The 19,855-nt window shown below is 74.4% G+C and carries 4 protein-coding genes; all 4 read right to left on the reverse strand.

Translation table 11 applies throughout. The features are described from left to right. A partial coding sequence (locus HV826_RS33110) for a type I polyketide synthase (RefSeq protein ID WP_176421029.1) occupies positions 1-5,613 on the reverse strand: 5,613 nt, incomplete at its 3' end. Continuing rightward, positions 5,610-13,637, reverse strand: a complete 8,028-nt coding sequence (locus HV826_RS33115) for a type I polyketide synthase (protein WP_176421030.1) — start codon at positions 13,635-13,637, stop codon at positions 5,610-5,612. The genes HV826_RS33115 and HV826_RS33110, both read right to left, overlap by 4 nt. A gap of 77 nt (positions 13,638-13,714) precedes the next feature. After that, the gene (locus HV826_RS33120) at positions 13,715-17,044 is read right to left on the reverse strand and encodes a non-ribosomal peptide synthetase (protein ID WP_176421031.1); all 3,330 of its coding nucleotides are present in this window, start codon (positions 17,042-17,044) and stop codon (positions 13,715-13,717) included. Positions 17,045-17,099: 55 nt separating this feature from the next. Further along, positions 17,100-19,855, reverse strand: a 2,756-nt coding sequence (locus HV826_RS33125) for an SDR family NAD(P)-dependent oxidoreductase (protein ID WP_176421032.1), incomplete at its 5' end; no start/stop codon positions are given.

The raw sequence follows: 19,855 nt of genomic DNA on the forward strand, positions 1-19,855 counted from the left end.
GCTCCGCCCCTCCCCCAGCGCCCCCCACATCGCGTCCACCTCTATCGGGTCCCCCAGCGACGTCCCCGTCCCGTGCGCCTCCACGTAGCTCACCTCCCCCGCTCTCACCCCTCCGTTCTCCAGCGCCTGCCGAATCACCGCCTGCTGCGCCATCCCGTTCGGCACCGTCAAGCCGCTGCTCGGCCCGTCGTGATTCACCGCCGTCCCTCGAATCACCGCCAGCACTTCGTTCCCGTCCGCCACCGCGTCCGACAACCTCTTCAGCACCAGCACTCCGCAGCCCTCGCCGCGGGCGAACCCGTCCGCCGAGGCGTCGAACGTCTTGCACCGGCCCTCGGGCGAGAGCATGTGCGCCTTGCAGATGGACAGCGTGGCCTCGGGCGTGAGGATGAGGTTCACGCCACCCGACAGCGCCAGGGTGGACTCACCGCTGCGCAGGCTCTGGCAGGCCAGGTGCAGCGCGACGAGCGACGACGAGCACGCCGTGTCCACCGCCATGCTCGGCCCATGCAACCCCAGCGCGAACGACAGTCGGCCTGGCGCCACGTTCAGCGACGTGCCCGACGCGAAGTACGCATCCACCGCCGAGGCGTCCTGGTTGAGGATGACGCGCGAGTAGTCCGACGCGGTGATCCCCACGAAGACCCCCGTGTTCGTGTCCCGCAGCGAGTCCGGGTTGATGCCCGAGCGCTCCAGCGCCTCCCAGCCGACCTCCAGCAGCAGCCGCTGCTGCGGGTCCATGCTCTCGGCCTCGCGTGGGGAGATGCCGAAGAACTGCGGCTCGAAGCCCGCCACGTCGCGCAGGAAGCCTCCCTTGCGCATGTACACCTTCCCCGGCGCCTCCGGGTCCACGTCGAACAGCGCGTCCACGTCCCAGCGGTCCGCCGGCACCTCCGTCGTGGCGTCCACGCCGTCGCGCAGCAGGCGCCAGTACGCCTCGGGCGTGTCCGCGTCCCCAGGGAAGCGGCAGGCCATGCCGATGATGGCGATGGGCTCGTCCGCGCGCGCGACGCGCTCCGCCGCGGGCGCCTCGGTCCGAGGCGTCCGCTCCGCCACCAGGCCCACCAGGTACTCCGTGAGGGCCTGGACGTTCGGGTAGTTGAAGACCAACGTCGCCGACAGCGGCTGGCCCACCACGCGCTGGAGCCGCTCCCTCAGCTCCACCGCCATCAGCGAGTCCATGCCCAGGTCCGCGAAGCCGCGCCCCGGCGGGAGGTGCAGCTTGGGGTCCAACCCGAGCACCCCCGCCACCTGCTGGCGCACCGCGGACTCCAGCGCGTCGCGCCCCAGCACGGGCGCGGCGCTCGCCGTCGGAGTCCCGGTGGGCGCAACGGCCTCCGCGTCCATCGCCTCCAGGAACGGCCGACGACCGCGCGCCTCGTAGATGGGCTTGAAGCGCTCCCACCTCACGCGCGCCACCGTGGCCTGCGTGACGTCCGAGCCGAGCAGCCGCTCGAACCAGGCGACGCCCTCCCCCACCTCCAGGGAGTCCACGCCCATGTTCGCGAGCCACCGCTGCGCGTCGGGCGAGGCCATGCCCCGGCCCGCCCACGGCCCCCAGTTGATGCTCGTCGCCGGCAACCCCAGCGCACGCCGGTGCTGCGCGAGCGCATCCAGGAACGCGTTGCCCGCGGCGTAGTGCCCGGAGCCCACCGAGCCCCACACCGCCGAGATGGACGAGAAGAGGACGAAGAAGTCCAGCGAAGCGTCCCGCGTCAGCGCGTGGAGATGCCACGCCCCCTCCACCTTCGGCGCCAGCACGGCATCGAGCGCGGAGGCATCCAGCTCCCGCAGCCGCGCGTGCGTGGAGACCCCCGCCGCGTGCACCACGCCCTTGAGCGGGGGCATCGTCGTGCGCACCTGCTCCAGCAGCTCCGCCATCTGTTCGCGCCGGGACACGTCCGTGCGCGCGAGGACCACCGTGGCGCCCGCGGCCTCCAGCTCCCGCACGGCCAGGATGCGCGCGGCCACGTCCCCACCGCCCGCCGCGAGGGCATCCCAATCTGCCCGCTCCGGGAAGGCGCTGCGAGCCGTCAGCACCACATGCCGCGCGCCCTGCCGCACCATCCAGCGCGCCACGTGCAGCCCGAGCTCGCCCTGGCCTCCCGTGACGAGGTACGTCGCCGCCGCCTCCAGCGGCGCCGTCCTCGCAGGGGGAAGGGGGCTCGGCGCGAGCCGGGGAACGAACCGGCGCCCGCCGCGCAGCACGAGCTGCTCCTCGCCCTCGCCAGCGCCCCGCGTGAGCACCTCCTCCAGCGCGACGACCTGCGCGTCACCGCCCGCCGACTCCAGGTCCACCAGCCCGCCCCAGCGCTCCGGATGCTCCAGCGCCGCCACGCGGCCCAGGCCCCAGAGCAGCGCCTGCGACGGCTCCACCTGGCCCCCGCCCGCCTCCACCGCGCACGCCTCGCGCGTCACCACCCAGAGCCGACCGGAGAGCTCCTCGGAGGACTCGAGCGCCCGCAGCGCGGAGACCACGCTGATGCAGTGCTCCCGGGAGCTGCTCCTCAGTGTCCCAGGCGACTCCACGCCTGGCACCTCCAGCCCCCACAGGTGCACCACGCCCGCGCGCGGCAGGTTCCCCGGAAAGCTCTCCCGCCACAGCTTCGCCAGCGCCACGCCGTCGGCCGGGTCCACGGCCAGGGCCCCCGGCACGGACGAAGCGCCCGCGTAGACCTTCACGTGCGGCACACCTCGCTGCTCCAGGCGGGCGGCGAGCGCCTCGCCCACGCCCCCCTGGTCGCACAGCAGCATCCACGCGCCCGGAGTCCCCTCACCCGGGCCGCTCGCGGTCGACGCTTCCCAGCGCACCTGGAGCAGCGAGGCCGCGTCCAGCGCCGTCGCCGCCACGGCGCCGTCGTGCGCGGGGGCGCTGTCCGAGCGCTCCACCGGAAGCCGCGCGGGCCCGGCCGGCCAGTAGCGCTGGCGGCGCCACGGGTAGGTGGGCAGCGCGACCTTGCTCCGCGAAGGCTCCGGGTCCACCGCGCGCCAGTCCACGTCGTGGCCCTGGAGGAACAGCCGCCCCAGCGCGCCCAGCAACTGCTCGGCGTCCGGACGTCCCTTGCGCAAAGAGGCAATCCACGCCGCCTGCTCGCCCAGGCACGCCCGGCCCAGGCCCAGCAGCGTCGCGGTGGGCCCCACCTCGACGAACACATCGATGCCCAGCTCGCGCAGCGACTCCATGCCCTGCTGGAAGCGCACCGCCTCGCGCGCGTGGCGGCGCCAGTACCCCGGCGCGCCCAGCTCCCCTGTCCCCACGGGCCGGCCCGTCACGTTCGACACGAGGGGAATCGCCCCCGGCAGCGTCCTGACGCGGGCGGCCTGGGCCTCCAGCGCGTCGAGCATCGGCGCCATCAGCGGCGAGTGGAACGCGTGCGAGACGACGAGCGCCTTGGTGCGCACGCCCTGCGCCTGGAGCTCCGCGTCGAGCCGCGCGAGCACCGCGCCCGCGCCGGACAGCACCACCTGGCCGGGCGCGTTGAGGCAGGCCAGCGACACCTGGTCCAGGTGCGACTCCAGCAACGGCCGCACCTGGGCCTCCGTCGCGAAGACGCTGAGCATCGCGCCGCCCGCAGGCAGCGCCTGCATCAGGCGGCCCCGCTCGGCGATGAGCGTCAGGCCGTCCTCCAGCGACAGGTGGCCGGCGACGACGGCGGCGGCGAACTCGCCCACGCTGTGGCCCATCACCGCGTGCGGCACCACCCCCCAGCGCATCCACACCTGCGCCAGCGCGTACTCCAGCGCGAACAGCGCCGGCTGGCTGTACTCCGTCTGGTCGATGGGGGAGTGCGCCCCCTCGGCAGGGAAGAGCACGGGCAGCAGCTCCATCCGGGGCCTCAGCAGCCGCGCGCACTGGTCCAGCGCGTCACGGAACACCGGCGATGTCGCGTACAGCTCCCGGCCCATGCCCACGTACTGGCTGCCCTGCCCCGTGAAGAGGAAGGCGACCCTCGGAGCCCGGGGCGCCGCCTCGCCCGAGGCCACCGCGTCCGAGACCTCGCCCCGGACGAAGCCTTGCAGCGCCTCCGCCAGCGCCTGGGTCGACCCGCCCACCACCACCTGCCGGTGCGCGAAGCGCGCGCGCGTGGTGTTCGCGGTGAAGCACACGTCCGCCGCGTCCAGCTCCGGGTGCGCGGACAGGTGGCTCGCGTACTGACGCGCCTGCTCCGCCAGCGCGTCCTCCGACTTCGCCGTCAAGAGCAGCAGGTGCGAGGCCGGACGGCCCGGCGCCACCGAAGGCACCGCGCGCGCGGGGGCCTCCTCCAGCACGACGTGCGCGTTCGTCCCGCTCATGCCGAACGAGCTGACGCCCGCGAGCCTCCGCTTCTCCGAGCGGACCCACGGCAGCGCGCCCTCCGCCGGGATGACGAAGGCCGTGCCGTCCATGCGGATGCGCGGGTTGAGCCGGGTGAAGTTCAGGTGCCTGGGGATGCGCTCGTGCCGCATGGAGAGCACGACCTTCATCAGCCCCGCGATGCCGGCCGCGGACTCCAGGTGGCCCAGGTTCGTCTTCACCGACGCCAGGGCGCACCGGCTGCCGTCCGCCCTCGGCGCGCCCACCACCTCGGCCAGGGCCTCCACCTCGATGGGGTCCCCCAGCGACGTGCCCGTGCCGTGCGCCTCGATGTAGCCGATGGCGGAGGGCTCCACCCGCGCGTTCGCCAGCGCCTGACGCAGGAGCGCCTGCTGCGCGAGCACGTTGGGCGCCGTCAGCCCCGTCGAGCGGCCGTCCTGGTTGATGGCCGAGCCCCGCACCACCGCCAGGATGGTGTCTCCCTCCGCCTGCGCGTCCGACAGGCGCTTGAGCACGATGACGCCGCAGCCCTCGCCGCGCACGAAGCCGTTGGCCCACGCGTCGAAGGTGCTGCACCGCCCGTTGGGTGACAGCGACTGGGTGCGCGCGATCATCTCCGTGCTCAGCGAGTCCAGGATGAGGTTCACCCCGCCCGCGAGCGCCAGGTTGCACTCCCCCAGCCGCAGGCTCTGGCAGGCCAGGTGCACCGCGACCAGCGACGACGAGCACGCCGTGTCCACCGCGAGGCTCGGGCCCTGGAGGCCCAGCACGTAGGAGACGCGCCCGGGCGGGAAGCAGTGGCCGTTGCCCGTGATGTAGTAGGTGTCGAGCTGGTCCGCCCCCATGGGCAGCACGCGCTCGTAGTCGTTGCCGGTGATGCCCACGAAGACGCCGGTGGACGAGCCCAGGAGCTTCTCCGGGTTCTGCCCCGCGTTCTCCAGCGCCTCCCAGCTCACCTCCAACAGCAGCCGCTGCTGCGGGTCCAGGCTGGCCGCCTCGCGCGGGGAGATGCCGAAGAAGTCCGCGTCGAAGCCGTCCACCTCCTCCAGGTAGCCGCCCCAGCGAGGCGTGCCCGTCTCCGGCCCCTGGCGGCGCGACGCCGGCTCGCGGCGCACGGCGTCCCGCCCCTCCTCCAGCAGCTTCCAGTACGCCTCGGGCGAGTCCGCCCCGCCCGGGAAGCGGCACCCCATGCCGACGATGGCGATGGGCTCGGTGCGCGCCTTCTCGTACGTGTCGAGCTTCGCCTGTACCTTCTGCATCGCGAGCACGGCGCGCGCCATGCGCTGCTTCAGTTCGTTTTCCTGGGTCGCGTCACTCACGATTCGTTCTCCAGAGCGTTCAGCGCATCGTCGAAGAGGTCCAGCAGGCGCTCATCCGAGAGGACCGCCAGCTCCGCGGCGGACTCCTCGGCCGGGCGCTCCCGGCCCTCATTCGACGGCGAAGGGGTTGCGGGCTCGCGCACCGGCGCGAGCTCCAGTCTTTCGAGGAGGTGAGCGCTCAGGGCGCCCAGCGTGGAGTACGTCCACAAGAGCGTCGCGGAGAGCTTCATCCCCAGGGACGCCTCGACCCGGTTGCGCAGCTCCAGGCTCATCAGCGAGTCGAGCCCCAGGGCCCGGAACGGGTCCGCCCGTCCCACGCGCGAGGGCTCCAGCCGGAGCACCTGGGCGACTCGCTCGCGCAGGTGCGCCTCCAGCAGCTCCAGGCGCGCGCCCGGCTCCGCCTGCTTCAGCGCGGCCAGGAAGTCCGAGCCGGGACGGGCCACCTCGCCCCGCCCCTCCGCGCTCAGCTCGGACCAGACGCGCAGGGGCGCCACGGACGGGAAGAACTCCAGCCACTGGCGCACGTCCAGGCGCACCGCGGCGACCTGCGTGGCGCCCTCGTCGAGCAGCCGCTGGAGCAGCGCCTCGCCCTCGTGCGCCATGAAGCTCGCCATGCCCTGGTACGCCAGGCGCTCGCCCCGGTTGGACTGCGCGGCGGCCAGCCCCACGTCCGCGAACGGGCCCCAGTTGACGCTCAGGGCCGGCAGGCCCACCGCGCGCCGGTGGTGCGCCAGCGCGTCCATCGCCGCGTTCGCCGCCGCGTAGTTGCCCTGGCCCGGCAGCCCCAGCAGCGACGCCACCGACGAGTAGAGGACGAAGAAGTCCAGCGGCGCGTCGCGCGTGAGCTGGTGCAGGTTCCAGGCGCCACGCACCTTGGGCGCCATCACCGTGCGCAGGTGCGACGTCGTCAGCCCCGCCAGGGTGGCGTCCTCCAGCACGCCCGCGCAGTGCAGCACGCCGCGCAGGGGCGGCAGCGCCCCGCTCCGCGTCGGTGCCAGCGCGGCCCCCAGCTGCTCCGCGTCCGAGACGTCCGCCCGGGCCACCTCCACCCGCGCGCCCCGCGCCTCCAGCTCCGCCAGCGTCCGGCGCGCGGCGTCGGACGGCGCGGAGCGGCCCATCAGCAGCAGGTGACGCGCGCCGTGCTCCACCAGCCACCGCGCCGCCGACAGGCCCAGGCCGCCCAGGCCGCCCGTCACCAGGTACGTCCCTTCCGCGCGCACCCGGAAGCCCGCGCGCGCGGGGGCCACCGTCAGCGCGGGGTCCTCCATGCCAATGACGAGCTTGCCGGTGTGCCGCCCCTGCGCCATCTCGCGGAAGGCCTCCGCCACGCGCGAGGCGGGGAAGCGCTGGTACGGCAGGGGCCGCAGCGCGCCGGACTCCACCTGCTCCATCACCTCCTGGAGCAGTCGCGCGAACAGCGCCGGCTTGCGCTCCTGGAGCCCCGCCAGGTCGATGGCGGTGTACGAGATGCTCTTGCGGAACGGCGTGAGCGCCAGCGCCCGGCCGTCGTAGATGTCGCGCTTGCCGACCTCCAGGAAGCGGCCCTCCGGGCCGAGCAGCTCCAGGCCGCGGGGGATGGCTTCACCCGAGAGCGAGTTGAGCACCACGTCCACGCCCTCGCCGTTCGTCAGCCGCGTCACCTCATCGGCGAAGGCCAGCGTGCGCGAGTCCATGACGTGCGCGATGCCCAGGGCGCGCAGGAACTCGCGCTTCTCGGGCGTGCCCGCCGTGGCGAAGATTTCGGCGCCCCGCGCCTGGGCCACCTGCACCGCCGCCAGCCCCAGGCCTCCAGCCGCCGAGTGAATGAGGATGCGCTCCCCCTGACGCAGCCGTCCCAGGTGCTCGAGCGCGTACCACGCCGTCATGAAGACGAGCGGCACGGTGGCCACGTCCTCGGCGCTCAGGCGCTCGGGGTACGGACGCACGAAGCGCGCGTCCGCGAGGACATGCGAGGCCAGGCTGCCCCCGGCGACCGCCACCACGCGCTGTCCCGGCACGAGGCCCGTGACGCCCTCGCCCACGGACACCACGCGTCCGGCGCACTCGCCGCCCAGCGAGACGGGCCCCGGCGGCAGCCCCGGATAGATGCCCATCGCCTTCATCACGTCGATGAAGTTGAGGGCCGCCGCCTCCACCTGGACCTCCACCTCGCCGCGTCCCGGACGCCGCCGCTCGGACACGCGCGCCACCAGCCGGTCCAGCACGCCGGGCGTGGGAATCTCCACCCGGAAGGCGCGCCCCGCGGCGGGGAGCCTCGGCTCGACGGACTCGCCCGAGGACTCCACCGGGAGGCGCCGCGCCAGCCGCGCCGCGTGCCGCCCCCGCGCGCGCAGGGCCACCTGCTCATCCTTCGCGCCACAGAGCAGCTCGGACGCCAGCGCCGGGGCCACCGCCTCCGGCTCCAACTCCTCCACGTCCACGCAGGTGCACCGCAGCTCCGGATGCTCGTGCGACACCACGCGGCCCAGGCCCCACAGCGCGCCTTGCACCGCGCACACCCGGCGCTCCTCCCCCACGGCCTGAGCGCCCCGCGTCACCAGCCACAGCCGGGGCGGGGCGCGCCAGGCCGCCCGCGTCAGCTCCTGCACCAGGTGCAGCGCGCCGCCGCACCACCGCTCGGCCTCGTCGCTTGCGCGCGCCCCGGTCACCTCCACCTCGGCGGCCTCCAGCGCCCACAGGTACACCACGCCTCCACAGGGCGCGCCGTCCGGAAACGCCTCCGCCAGCAGCCGCCGGAAGTCCTCACGCGAGCCCGGCGCCACCTCGAATTGCCCGGCCCCCAGCTGGCGGAAGCCCGTCCCCGCGGCCACCCGCACGCACCGCTCGCCTCGCGCCTCCAGCTCGCGCGCGAGCGCGGCGCCGTGGCCCTGTCCCTCCATCAGCACGAGCCAGGGCGCCCCCGCGGAGGTGGACGTCGCGGGCGCCGCCACGCGGTGCCACGCCAGCTCGAAGAGCGCCCGGTCCTGGGCCACCTGCCGCGCGTCGCGCTGTCCCACGAGCGGCGCCAGCACCAGGCCTCGCACCTCGGCCACGGGCAGCCCCTCCGCGTCGAGCAGCCACACGTCCGCCTCCCGGAGGGACTCACCGGCGACGGGCTCCGCCACGCGCGCGTGGGCCCAGCGCACGGGCGTGTTCGCGCGCGACACCGCGAAGCGGCGCACCCGCACCGGGACGTGGGTGCCGCCACCGGAAGGCAGCGCCTCCAGGAGCACCTGGAGGCCCGCGTCGAGCATCGCCGGGTGCAGCCCCCGCGCGGCGCCCAGGGACTCGGGCACCTCCAGCCGCCCCAGCGCCTCCCCCTCCCGCCGCCACACCTCGCGCAGCCCCTGGAAGGTCGGGCCATAGCCCAGGCCGCGCTCCTCCATCTCCTGGTAGTGCGCCGCCCCGTCGCGCGACGGGGCGCACCGCCGCCGCACCTCATCTAGCGGCACCGGCGTCGGCGCGCCCTCCGCGCCCGGCGTCCGCACGGCCCCGGACGCATGCACCGTCCAGACCTCGGCGCCCGCCCCCGACACGGGCACGAAGCTCGACACCTTGAATGACGCGCCCCCGGCCGGCTCGGACGTCAGCACCAACTGGGTCGGCCGCGAGCCCTCCTCGGGCAGCGCCAGCGCCTCGTCGATGCGCACGTCCTCCAGGACCCATGGGCCGTCACCCAGGCCCTCGCGGGCCGCGGCCAGCGCCCAGTCCAGGTACGCCGCCGCCGGAAGCACCACCGTGCCCTGCACGCGGTGGTCCTTCAGGTAGGGCAGCCGCTCCACCGCCACGTCCACGTCCCAGAAGCGCGCCCCCGGCCGCAGCGAGGACCGGCGCGCCACGCCGAGCACCGCGTGCCCCTGCCCCGCGCCCCGGGAGGCGCCCGCCGCGCCCGGCTGGAACCAGTACCGGTCCCGCTGCCACGGGTACGTCGGCAGCGCCACCTGGCGCCCCTCTTCTGGCGTCACCGCGCGCCAGGCCACCGCGCGGCCCTCGGTGTAGAGCGTCCCGAGCGACTCCAGCATCACCTCGCGCTCGGGCTGCTCGCGCCGCAGCGAAGGCAGCACCGTGCCCGCCTTGCCCAGGTGCGCGAGCGTCTGCTCGATGGAGGGCAGCAGCACCGGGTGCGCGCTCACCTCGACGAACAGCCCGTGCCCCGCGCCCACCAGGGACTCAATCACCGGCGACAGCAGCACCGGGTCCCGCAGGTTGCGCACCCAGTACGCGGGCGTCAGCTCCGTGCCGTCCGCCACGCGCCCGAGCACCGTCGAGTGCAGCGGCACCTCGCCCGCTCGCGGCGCGAGGTCGCCGAGCAGCGCGAGCAGCTCCTCGCGCAGCGGCTCCATCTGCGGGCTGTGCGAGGCCACGTTGACCTTCACGGGCCGGCAGAAGACCTGCCGCTGCGCCAGCGTCTCCAGCACCCGCTGGAGCGCGTGGGGGTCTCCGGAGAGCACCGTGGAGCGCGGGCTGTTGCTCGCGGCCACCGAGAGCCGGTCCTCCACGCCGCGGAGCACCTCGCGCGCCTCGTCGAGCGTCAGCTCCGTCACCGCCATGGCGCCCTGCCCGCTGGTGCGCAAGAGCAGCCGGCTCCGACGGCAGATGATGCGCGCCGCGTCCTCCAGCGACAGGGCCCCGGCCACGTGCGCCGCGGCCACCTCGCCCATGCTGTGGCCCACCACCGCGTCCGGGACGATGCCCCAGGAGCGCCACAGCCGCGCCAGCCCCACCTGCACCGAGAAGAGCGCCGGCTGCACCACGTCGATGCGCTCCAGCCAGCCCGCCTCGCTCGAAGCCAGCACCTCCAGCAGCGACCAGTCCACGAAGGCCCGCAGCGCCGCGTCGCAGTCCTCCATGGCGGCGCGGAAGACGGGCTCGGCCGACAGCAGCTCGCGCCCCATGCCCACCCACTGGGAGCCCTGGCCGGGGAAGACGAACACCACCGGCGCGCGCGCGGGCACGGGCCCCCGCCCCACGACGAGCCCCGGACGCGGCGCCTGGCGGAGGAAGGCCTCCAGCCCCTCGCGCGCGCCCGCCACGTCCTTCGCGACGAGCGCCAAGCGCTGGTCCAGCGGCGCCCGGTGCAGCGCCAGCGTGCGCGCCACGTCGGCCAGCGACGGCGCGGGCGCCTCGTCCCAGCGCGCCACCAGCGCGCGCGCCACGTCCGCCAGCGCCTGGGGCGTCCGCGCGGACAGCGGCAGGAGCACCGCCCGGTCGACCACCGGCCTCGCGCCAGCCCCGCGCGCCGGCACGCCCCACGCGAACAGCGCGCCCAGCGCATCCAGCAGCCCACCGCGCGCGTCGTCGCGCCGCATCGACGCCACCGTCAGCGCCGCCCGCCCCGTCCGGGCCAGGGCCTGCTCCAGCGAGCGGCGCATCACCGGGTGCGCGCTCAGCTCGATGAAGGTGTCGATGCCCTCCGCCGCGAGCTTCTCGATGGCCTGCGTGAAGCGCACCGGCTGGCGCAGGTTGCGGCTCCAGTACGACGCCTCCAGCGACGCCCCCTCCAGGTCCTCGCCCGTCACCGTGGACACCCAGCGCGGGGCGCTCGCCCGGGGCCGCAGCCGCGCGAAGGCCGCGTCCAGGTCCTCGCGGATGGCGTCCATCTCGGGGCTGTGCGCGGCCACGTTGACGGGGATGCGCGAGCAGAACACCCCGCGCGAGGACAGCTCCGCGAGCAGCGCGTCCAGCGCCCCCGCCTCGCCGGACACCACCGTCGTCGACGCGTCATTGTAGCCCGCCACCACCACCCGCCCCTCCAGGGGCGACAGCAGCCCCTCCACCTCGGCGGCCGGCAGCCCCACCAGCGCCATGCCGCCGCGGCCGGCGGTGCGCTGCTGCAACCGGCTGTAGTGGTGGACCAGCCAGACGGAGTCCTCCGTGCTCAGCGCGCCGGTGACGCAGGCGGCCACCACCTCGCCCAGGCTGTGGCCCACCATCACCTCCGGCTCCACGCCCCACGAGCGCCACAGCGCCGCGAGCCCCACCTGCACCGCGAAGAGCAGCGGCTGCACCACGTCCGCGTCCTCCGCGCGCGGGTGCGGCGTCACCAGCGCCTCCACCAGCGACCAGCCCGCCAGGGGACGGAAGGCCGCGTCCAGCGCCTCCACCCGCGCGCGGAACACGGGCTCCCGCGACAGCAGCTCACGCCCCATGCCCTCCCACTGGGAGCCCTGGGGCGTGCACACGAAGGCGACGCGCGGCGAGGGGCGCGCCGGGCTCCCCACCATCAGCCCGACGCGCTCCTGTCCCGCCAGGAAGGCCCGCGCCTGCGCCAGCAGCTCGGCGCGAGAGCGGGCCATGAAGGCCGCGCGGTGCGCGCCAATGCCCCCGCTTCGCGCCGGCGACTGGCACAGCGCCGCCAGCGTCTCGGGAGCCTCCGCGTCGGCGGCCCGCGCCGCCACCTGCGCGACCTGGGCGCGCAGTCCTTCCGCGTCCGACGCCGCCAGCGTCAGCAGCTCCGCGCGCGCGCCCGGCGCCTCCTCCAGCACCAGGTGGCAGTTGGTGCCTCCCCAGCCGAAGGCGCTCACCCCCGCCAGCGCCCGCTCCTCCTCGGCGGGCCAGGGCAGCAGCCGCTCGGGGACCTTCAGCCGCAGCGCGCCGAAGTCGATGAGCGGATTGGGCACGTCGAAGTGGAGGTTGGGCGGCACGCGCCGGCGCGACAGCGCCAGCACCACCTTGAGCAGTCCGGCGATTCCCGCCGCGCCCTCCAGGTGGCCGATGTTCGTCTTCACCGAGCCGATGAGCAGCGCGCCCTCCTCGGCGCGCCCCTCGCCCAGCACCGCGCCGAGCGCGCCGGCCTCGATGGGGTCTCCCAGGGCCGTGCCGGGGCCGTGCGTCTCCACGTAGTGCACGCGGCCCGGCGCCACCCCCGCTCGCGCGTACGCGTCGCGCAGCAGCGACTCCTGCGCGGACGCGCTGGGCGCCGTCAGCCCGTTGCCGAAGCCATTGTTGTTCACCGCGCCGCCGCGGATGACGCAGTAGATGGGCACGCCAGCCGCCTGCGCCGCCGACAGCGGCATCAACGCCACCATGCCCGCGCCCTCGCCGCGCGCGAAGCCGTTGGCGTCCGCGGCGAACGCCTTGCTCGCCCCGTCCGGCGACAGCCCTCCGAACTTGGTGAGCGCCACGCTCGTCTCCGGCGCCAGCAGCAGGTTGACCCCCCCCACCAGCGCCAGCCGGCACTCGCCCGCCCTCAGGCTCTGACAGGCCAGGTGCGCGGCCACCAGCGACGAGGAGCACGCCGTGTCCAGGGTGATGCTGGGCCCTCGCAGGCCCAGCGCGTAGGAGATGCGGTTGGCCAGGATGTTGAGCGCCTGCCCCGTCGCCGTGTGCGGCGTGACGGCCGCGCACGCGCCCTGGTGCAGCACCGCGTAGTCGTGCCAGATGGCGCCCACGAAGACGCCCGTGTTCGAGTCCCGCAGCGTCGGGGCGGGCACGCCCGCGTCCTCCAGCACCTCCCACGCCAGCTCCAGCATCAGCCGCTGCTGCGGGTCCATCTCCGCCGCCTCGCGCGGGGAGATGCCGAAGAAGAGCGGGTCGAACCCCTCCACGCCGTCCACGAAGGACGCGCGGCGGGCCACCATCTTCCCCGGCGCCTGGGGCTCGGTGTCGTGGTACGCGTCGATGTCCCAGCGCTCCGCCGGCACCTCGCGCATGGCGTCGTACCCCTCGCACAGGCGGCGCCAGAACGTGACCACGTCCGGCGCGCCCGGCATGCGGCAGGCCAGGCCCACCACCGCGATGGGCTCGTCCACGGGGCGCGCGCCCTCCGTCGCCGCCGTCGGCGGGGCCTCCGCGTCCCCACGGACGAGCGCGGCCGCCAGCGCGTGAAGCGAGGGGTGCCGCCAGAACAGCAGCGGCGACACGGGGCGCCCCAGCACTCCGCCCAGCTCCTTCATCAACGCCACGACCTTCACGGAGTCCAGCCCGTAGCGGCTGAGCCGCTCCTGGGGGTCCAGCGCCTGCGGCTCCAGGCCCAGCAGCGCGGTGATGCGCGCGACGAGCCACGCCTGGATGGACTGCTCCGACATCGACGTCTCAGCCGTCATCTCCACGCCTCTTCCAGCCCCACGGGGCCATGAACCTTCACGACGGGCCCCTCGCCGGCCCGTCACCTCGCGCGAACTCAGCTCCGGCGCGCCTTGCGCGCCCGGAAGAACTGCTCCTGCTTGCGCAGGCGCTCCGCCCGCTCGTCGTTCGACGGCTCGGCCTGCGTCTCCGGCCCCCGGTCCAGGTACTCGGCCAGCGCGCGGATGGTCGGGAAGCGGTACAGCTCGGTCATCGGCATCTTCCGGCCCAGCCGCCGCTGCAACGACATGTGGATTTGCGTCAGGTGCAGCGAGCTGCCGCCCACGTCGAAGAAGTTGTCGTCGATGCCGAAGCGCCTGCCGTTCAGCGCGTGCTCCCAGAGCTGGTGCAGCGCCCGCTCCAGCTCGCTGCGCGGCGCGACGGGGGGCGCCGCGCTCCGGGACGAAGCCTCGGGCACCGGCGCCGCCAGCGCCTTCTTGTCGATTTTCCCGTTCGGCGTGAGCGGGAAGGCCTCCAGGAAGACGAAGTGCCCCGGCACCATGAAGCGCGGCAGGCGCTGCTCCAGGAACGCCCGCAGCTCGCGCGGCTCCACCTGCCCGTCGCACACCAGCCAGGCCACCAGCTCCATGTCCCGCGAAGCCCCGGGCCGCGCCAGCACCAGCGCCTCGCGCGTGGCCGGGTGCTTCGAGAGCGCCACCTCGATTTCCCCCAGCTCGATGCGGTAGCCGTTGAGCTTCACCTGGTCATCGCGCCGCCCCAGGAAGTCGATGTTCCCGTCCGCGCGCCACAGCGCGATGTCGCCCGTGCGGTACATGCGCTTCCCGGCCACGAAGGGGTCGGGCACGAAGCGCTCGGCCGTCAGGTCCGGCCGGTCCAGGTAGCCGCGCGCCAGGCCATCCCCCGACAGGCACAGCTCGCCGGGCACGCCCCGGGGCAGCAGCCGCAGCGCCTTGTCGACGATGTACGCCCGGGTGTTCGCCAGCGGCCGGCCGATGAGCACCTTCGGGTCATCGCCGGGGAAGCGGTAGCACGTGCTGTACGTCGTGTCCTCGCTGGGGCCGTACAGGTTGCGCACCTGGAGGGGCAGCCCCCCCAGCTGGGACATCACGCTCTGGGGAATGGGTTCGCCCGCCATGTTCAGCAGGGTGACGTTGCCCAGGTCCACGTCCGCCGCCAGCAGCTCCTTCACGACGGAGGGCACGGTGTTGATGAGGATGCGCCGCTCGGTGTCCAGGTACTCGGAAATCTGGAGGCTGTTGCGCAGCAGCCGGATTCGACGCCCCACCGACAGCGTGTAGAACAGCTCGAAGATGGAGAGGTCGAAGCAGTACGACGTGCCGAAGAAGCTGACGTCGAAGTCGGCCGCGTCGAACTCCGTCTGGCACCAGCGCAGGAAGGACACCGCGCTGCGGTGCTCGATGAGCGTCCCCTTCGGGCGGCCCGTGGAGCCGGACGTGTAGATGACGTAGGCCAGGTCCTGGCAGTCGGGGCGGTGCGCCAGGTCCTGCTCCGAGTCCGCCTGCGCGGCGCTGATATCCACGCACTCCGCGGGGGAGCCCTGGCGCGCCGTCTCCAGGAACCGCGGCTCGGTGAGCAGCACCCGGCTGCTGCTGTCCTGGAGCAGGTAGCGCACGCGCTCGGCGGGATAGGCCGGGTCGATGGGCACGTAGGCCGCGCCGGACTTGAGGATGCCGAGCGTCCCGATGACGAGCCACTCGGTGCGGTCCACCATCAGCCCCACCAGCACGCCGGGGCCCGCGCCGTGCCGCGCGCGCAGATGGTGCGCCAGGCGGTTGGCCCGCGCGTTCAGCTCCCGGTACGTCAGGTGCGTGTCCCCCACCGACAGCGCGATGGCGTCCGGGGTGCGGCGCACCTGCGCCTCCACCAAATCCACCATGGACAGGCCATCCACCCAGTCCACCGGCCGGGGGTTGAGCCCGGTGAGCAGCTCCTCGCGCTCGGCCGCGGACACCAGCTCCAGCGCGTCACACGAGGCCGTCGGGCGCTCCACCGCGTCGGACAGCAGGCACTCGAAGCGCTCGAGCAACCGCCGGGCGGTGGGGGCCACGAACAGGTCCGCGTTGTAGTGCAGCGCCAGCACCAGCCGCTCGCCCAGCTTCAGGCACTCCATGCCCACGTCGAACTGGGCCTCCTGCTGGGGCAGGACGTAGGGAGACAGCGTCAACCCGTTCACCTGGAAGGTGCGGCCCTCGTCCACGGACAGGCCGAGCATCGCCAGCGGGTCGCGGTCCCTGACGGGCAGGTAGTTGAACATCACCTGGAAGACGGGCGGACGCGACGCGTCCCTCGGCCCGCCCAGCTTCGCCACGAGCTGGGGGAACGGGTACGCCTGGTGCTCCAGCGCCTCCAGCACCCGCCGCTGCAAGTCCCGGCAGAAGGCGTCGAAGCCCAGCCCCTCCTCCACCGACGCGCGCACCACCACCGGGTTGACGGCGTAGCCCACGACGTCCTGGAACGACGGGTCCTCCGCCGACATGAGCGTGTTGGTGGGCGTCCCCACCAGCACGTCGCGCTGGCCCGTGTGCCGCGACAGGAGCACGTGGAAGCAGGCCAGCAGGAAGGTATAGAGCGTCACGCCCTGCTCCCGCGCGCACGCCTCCGCGCGCCGCACCAGCCCCCCATCCAACTCGTGGATGACGGTGTCGCCGTGGCAGCCCTGCTCCGCGGGCCGGGGCTTGTCGGTGGGCAGCTCCAGCGCGGGTGGCGCGCCCGCCAGCCGCTCCGTCCAGTAGCGCTCCAGCACCTCGCCGCGCGGGCCCGCGAGCAGCGCCCGCTCCCACTCCACGAACTGGCGGTACTGCACGGCGGGAGGCGGCAGGCGCGGCGCGCCCTCCGTCACGAGCTGGCCATAAAGCGCGAGCAGCTCCCGCTGGAGCACCTGCAAGGCCCGCGCGTCGTTGGAGACGTGGTGCTGGGTGAAGACCACCAGGTGCTCGCCACCGTCCACGCGGGTGACGCTCAGCCGGGCCACCGGCCCCGTCGTCAGGTCGAACGGCCGCCGCACCTCCTCCACGAGCCGCCGGCGCACCTCCGCCGCAGACACGCCGCGCGCGTCATGCAGCGTGAGGGGGAGCGTGCCCTGCGCGTGGACGCGCTGGACGAGCCGCCCGTCGTCCTCCACGCCGTAGGTCGTGCGCAGCACCTCGTGCCGGTCCACCAGCACCTCCGCCGCGCGCCGCAGGGCCTCCACGTCCAGGGGGCCGTGCGCGCGGAACGAGAACAGCGTGTGGTACGCGTGGTTGTCCGGGTTGGACTGGTGCAGGTGGAACAGGGCGGACTGCCCCTGGGAGAGGGCGAAGGGCGCTGGCACCGCCGCCGCCCGCGGGGCCTCGTCCTGCCGCGCCAGGAGGCGCTTCAGGAGCTGCTTCTTCTCCTCCAGCGACATCGATTCGGTGTCTCGGGACATGACTCGGTTCTCCTCGCCCCGGCGGCGAGCAATGGATGCGGAAGGCGGTGGACGCTCAGGACGGCAGACGCTCCCTGAGCAGGGCGGCGAGCCTCTCCACGTGAGGCTCCAGGCTCATGGTGAGGTGGTTGCCTTCCACCTCGTGGATTTCGATGCCCCGGCGGGCCTTGCCAATCCAGCCGTACTCCGGATGGTGGGGGATGAGGTGGTCCCGGACACGGGCCCGGAAGTAGAGGATGCGGGTGTCGGCGGGCTCGGCCTGGTAGAGCAGCAGGGCCTCGTTGTGCGCCCGCCACAGGCGCAGGAAGCTGCCGCCGTTCTCCGCGTTCATCCGCACGAAGGCGTCGGACATCTCGGGCGAGAGCTTCTTCACGTAGTCGAGGACGAAGTCATCCGTCACCGGCTCCGAGTGCCGCACCGTGCCGCCGTCGTCCGACGGCGTGTCCAGCATCGCCAGCAGGTCGACGCGCTGGCCGAGCGCCGTCAACCTCCCGGCCATGTCGAAGGCCACGGTGCCCCCCATGGAGGACCCGCAGAACAGGTAGGGGCCCTCCGGCTGGAGGCGGCGCACCAGCTCCAGGTAGCGCCGCGCCATGTCCTCGATGCGCGTGTCGGGCGGCACGTCGCCGTCCACGCCGCGCGCCTGGATGCCGTACACCGGCTGAGACGGGTCCAGGTGACGCACCAGCGGCAGGAAGCCGAACACCGAGCCCCCCGCCGGGTGGATGCAGAACAGCGGGGTGCGGCCGGGCGCGCCCTTCTGCAGGCGCACGACGCCGGGAGGAAGGGCGGGCTCGCCCGGCGGCGCCGGGGCCGCGGCGGACGAGTGCCTCGACGCGGCCACCTGCGCGGAAATCTGCGCCGCCGAGGCGTGCTCCAGGAGCGCGTTGAGCGACAGCTGCACGTCGAGCTGCTCGCGCAGGCGCGCGCTCAGCTGCACCATCAGGAGCGAGTTGAGCCCCAGGTCGTAGAAGTTGTCGTGGATGCCCACGGACGCCACGCCCAGCAGCTCGGCGAGGGCCTCGCACACCTGCCGCTCCACCTCGTCGCGAGGCGCCGCGTAGGGCGTGCGCTGCGTCGGACGCGGGGCCCGGCCGCCCTGCTTCCGGGGTGCGGAGTCTGCCTCGGCGCGCTCCGCGACGCGGGGGCGCAGGGGGGAGCGGGACACGTAGAGGTGCGCGCCCTCGAAGCCGGCGACGATGCGCGAGAGGGACTCCACGCCCTCCTGGTTGCTCAGCGCGCCCGGCAGGGTGAGCCGCCCGGGAGCGGCGGCGTCCCGCGCGGGTCCCTCCGCTCCCGTCGGCGCGGAGAACGTCTGGTGCATGTCGTCGAGCCGCTTGAGGGTGAAGCCCTCCACGTCCACCCGCACCGTGCCCTGCTCGTCCAGCAGGGTGATGTCGAACACGCGCAGCGACGCCGCGTCCTCCGTGTCGGTCCGCCACCGCGTGTGCACGCGCACGCGCGCCGGGACGGGCCCGTACACGCGCAGCCGCCGGTACGTCAGCGGCAGGAACAAGCCCTGCGCCGCCGCGCCCGCCACGCCCCGCTCGCGCAGCTCCAGCAGGCGCGAGTACCCCGTCACCACGTCCATGAGCGCGGGGTGGAAGCAGTAGGTGCTCAACTCGTCCCGGTACGCGTCCGCCAGCGAGAACGTCGCCAGCAGCTCCCGGCTCCCGAAGGACAGCCGGGTGTCCACCGTCGTCCAGCGCGGGCCGAAGACGATGTGATGCTCGCCGGCGTCCCCCATCAGCGACTGCGCCGACTCCAGGACCTCGGTGCACCGCGCCTCCGCGGCCCCCAGCGGCTGGACCTGGGCGGCCTCGTCCGTCCAACGCGCCGTGCCGAGCGCGTGCTCCCGCCACGCCTCCTCCGGCGACAAGGCCGGGCGGCTCTGGACGCGGAAGCGCAGGCGCGCCCCCGACGGGCTCAGCACCAGCCGCACCTCGCGGCGCTCATCGGGCATCACCGTGAGCGGCGTCACGAAGACGACGTCGCTCAGCTCCACCGTCCTCCCGGGGCGCTCGGCGGTGAGCGCGCGGACGGCCATCTCCAGGTAGCCCGTGCCGGGCATCAGCGGCTGGCCGAGCACCCGGTGCTCATCGAGCACCCACTGCAGCTCGGGCCCCATCACCTGCGTGTAGACGACGTCCTCGCCCTCCACCTGGCGCGACCCCAGCAGCGGGTGTCCCGGCAGGACGCCCGGCGCCGAGCGCGCCCGGGCGCCCCGAAGCGCCGCCACGGCCATGCCCGCCTCGCCCCACGTATCCCAGCCGACGGAGACGGCGCGCAGCCCCGTCGACCGCAGCAGGTGGGCGTAGCCGTCCAGGAAGGCGTTGGCCGCCGCGTACGCCACCTGTCCCGGCGCACCTCGCAGGCTCGTCACGGACGAGCACAGGACGAAGATGTCCGGAGGGTCCGCCGCCAGCAGCCGGCCCAGGTTGAGCGCGCCGAGCAGCTTCGGCCGGAAGACGGCCTCCACCTGCTCGCGCGTCTGGAGCTGGAGCGCGCCGCCTCCGGGCACCCCCGCCGCATGGAGGACGCCCTCGATGCGACCAAAGCGCTCCCGGGCCCGCGCCAGCGCCGCGGCGAGCTGCGCCTCATCCCCCACGTCCACCGCGAGGGGCAGCACCTCGGCCCCCAGCCGCTCCAGGGCCCCCAGCCGCTCGCGCGCCTCCTCCCCCGGCGGCCCTCCCGCGTCCAGACGGGGCACCGAGCGCCCCAGCAGCACCAGCCGCGCCTGGCGCGTGCGCGCGAGGTGCTCCGCGAAGACGAACCCCAGTCCCCCCAGGCCGCCGGTGATGAGCCACGTGC

The organism is Myxococcus sp. AM010, from assembly GCF_013372585.1.
GTDB lineage: Bacteria > Myxococcota > Myxococcia > Myxococcales > Myxococcaceae > Myxococcus > Myxococcus vastator.

Bases quoted from the DNA above. Each gene is read 5' to 3' on its own strand.
- HV826_RS33120 (WP_176421031.1), bottom strand. From the start codon at position 17,044: ATGTCCCGAGACACCGAATCGATGTCGCTGGAGGAGAAGAAGCAGCTC.
- HV826_RS33115 (WP_176421030.1), bottom strand. From the start codon at position 13,637: ATGACGGCTGAGACGTCGATGTCGGAGCAGTCCATCCAGGCGTGGCTC.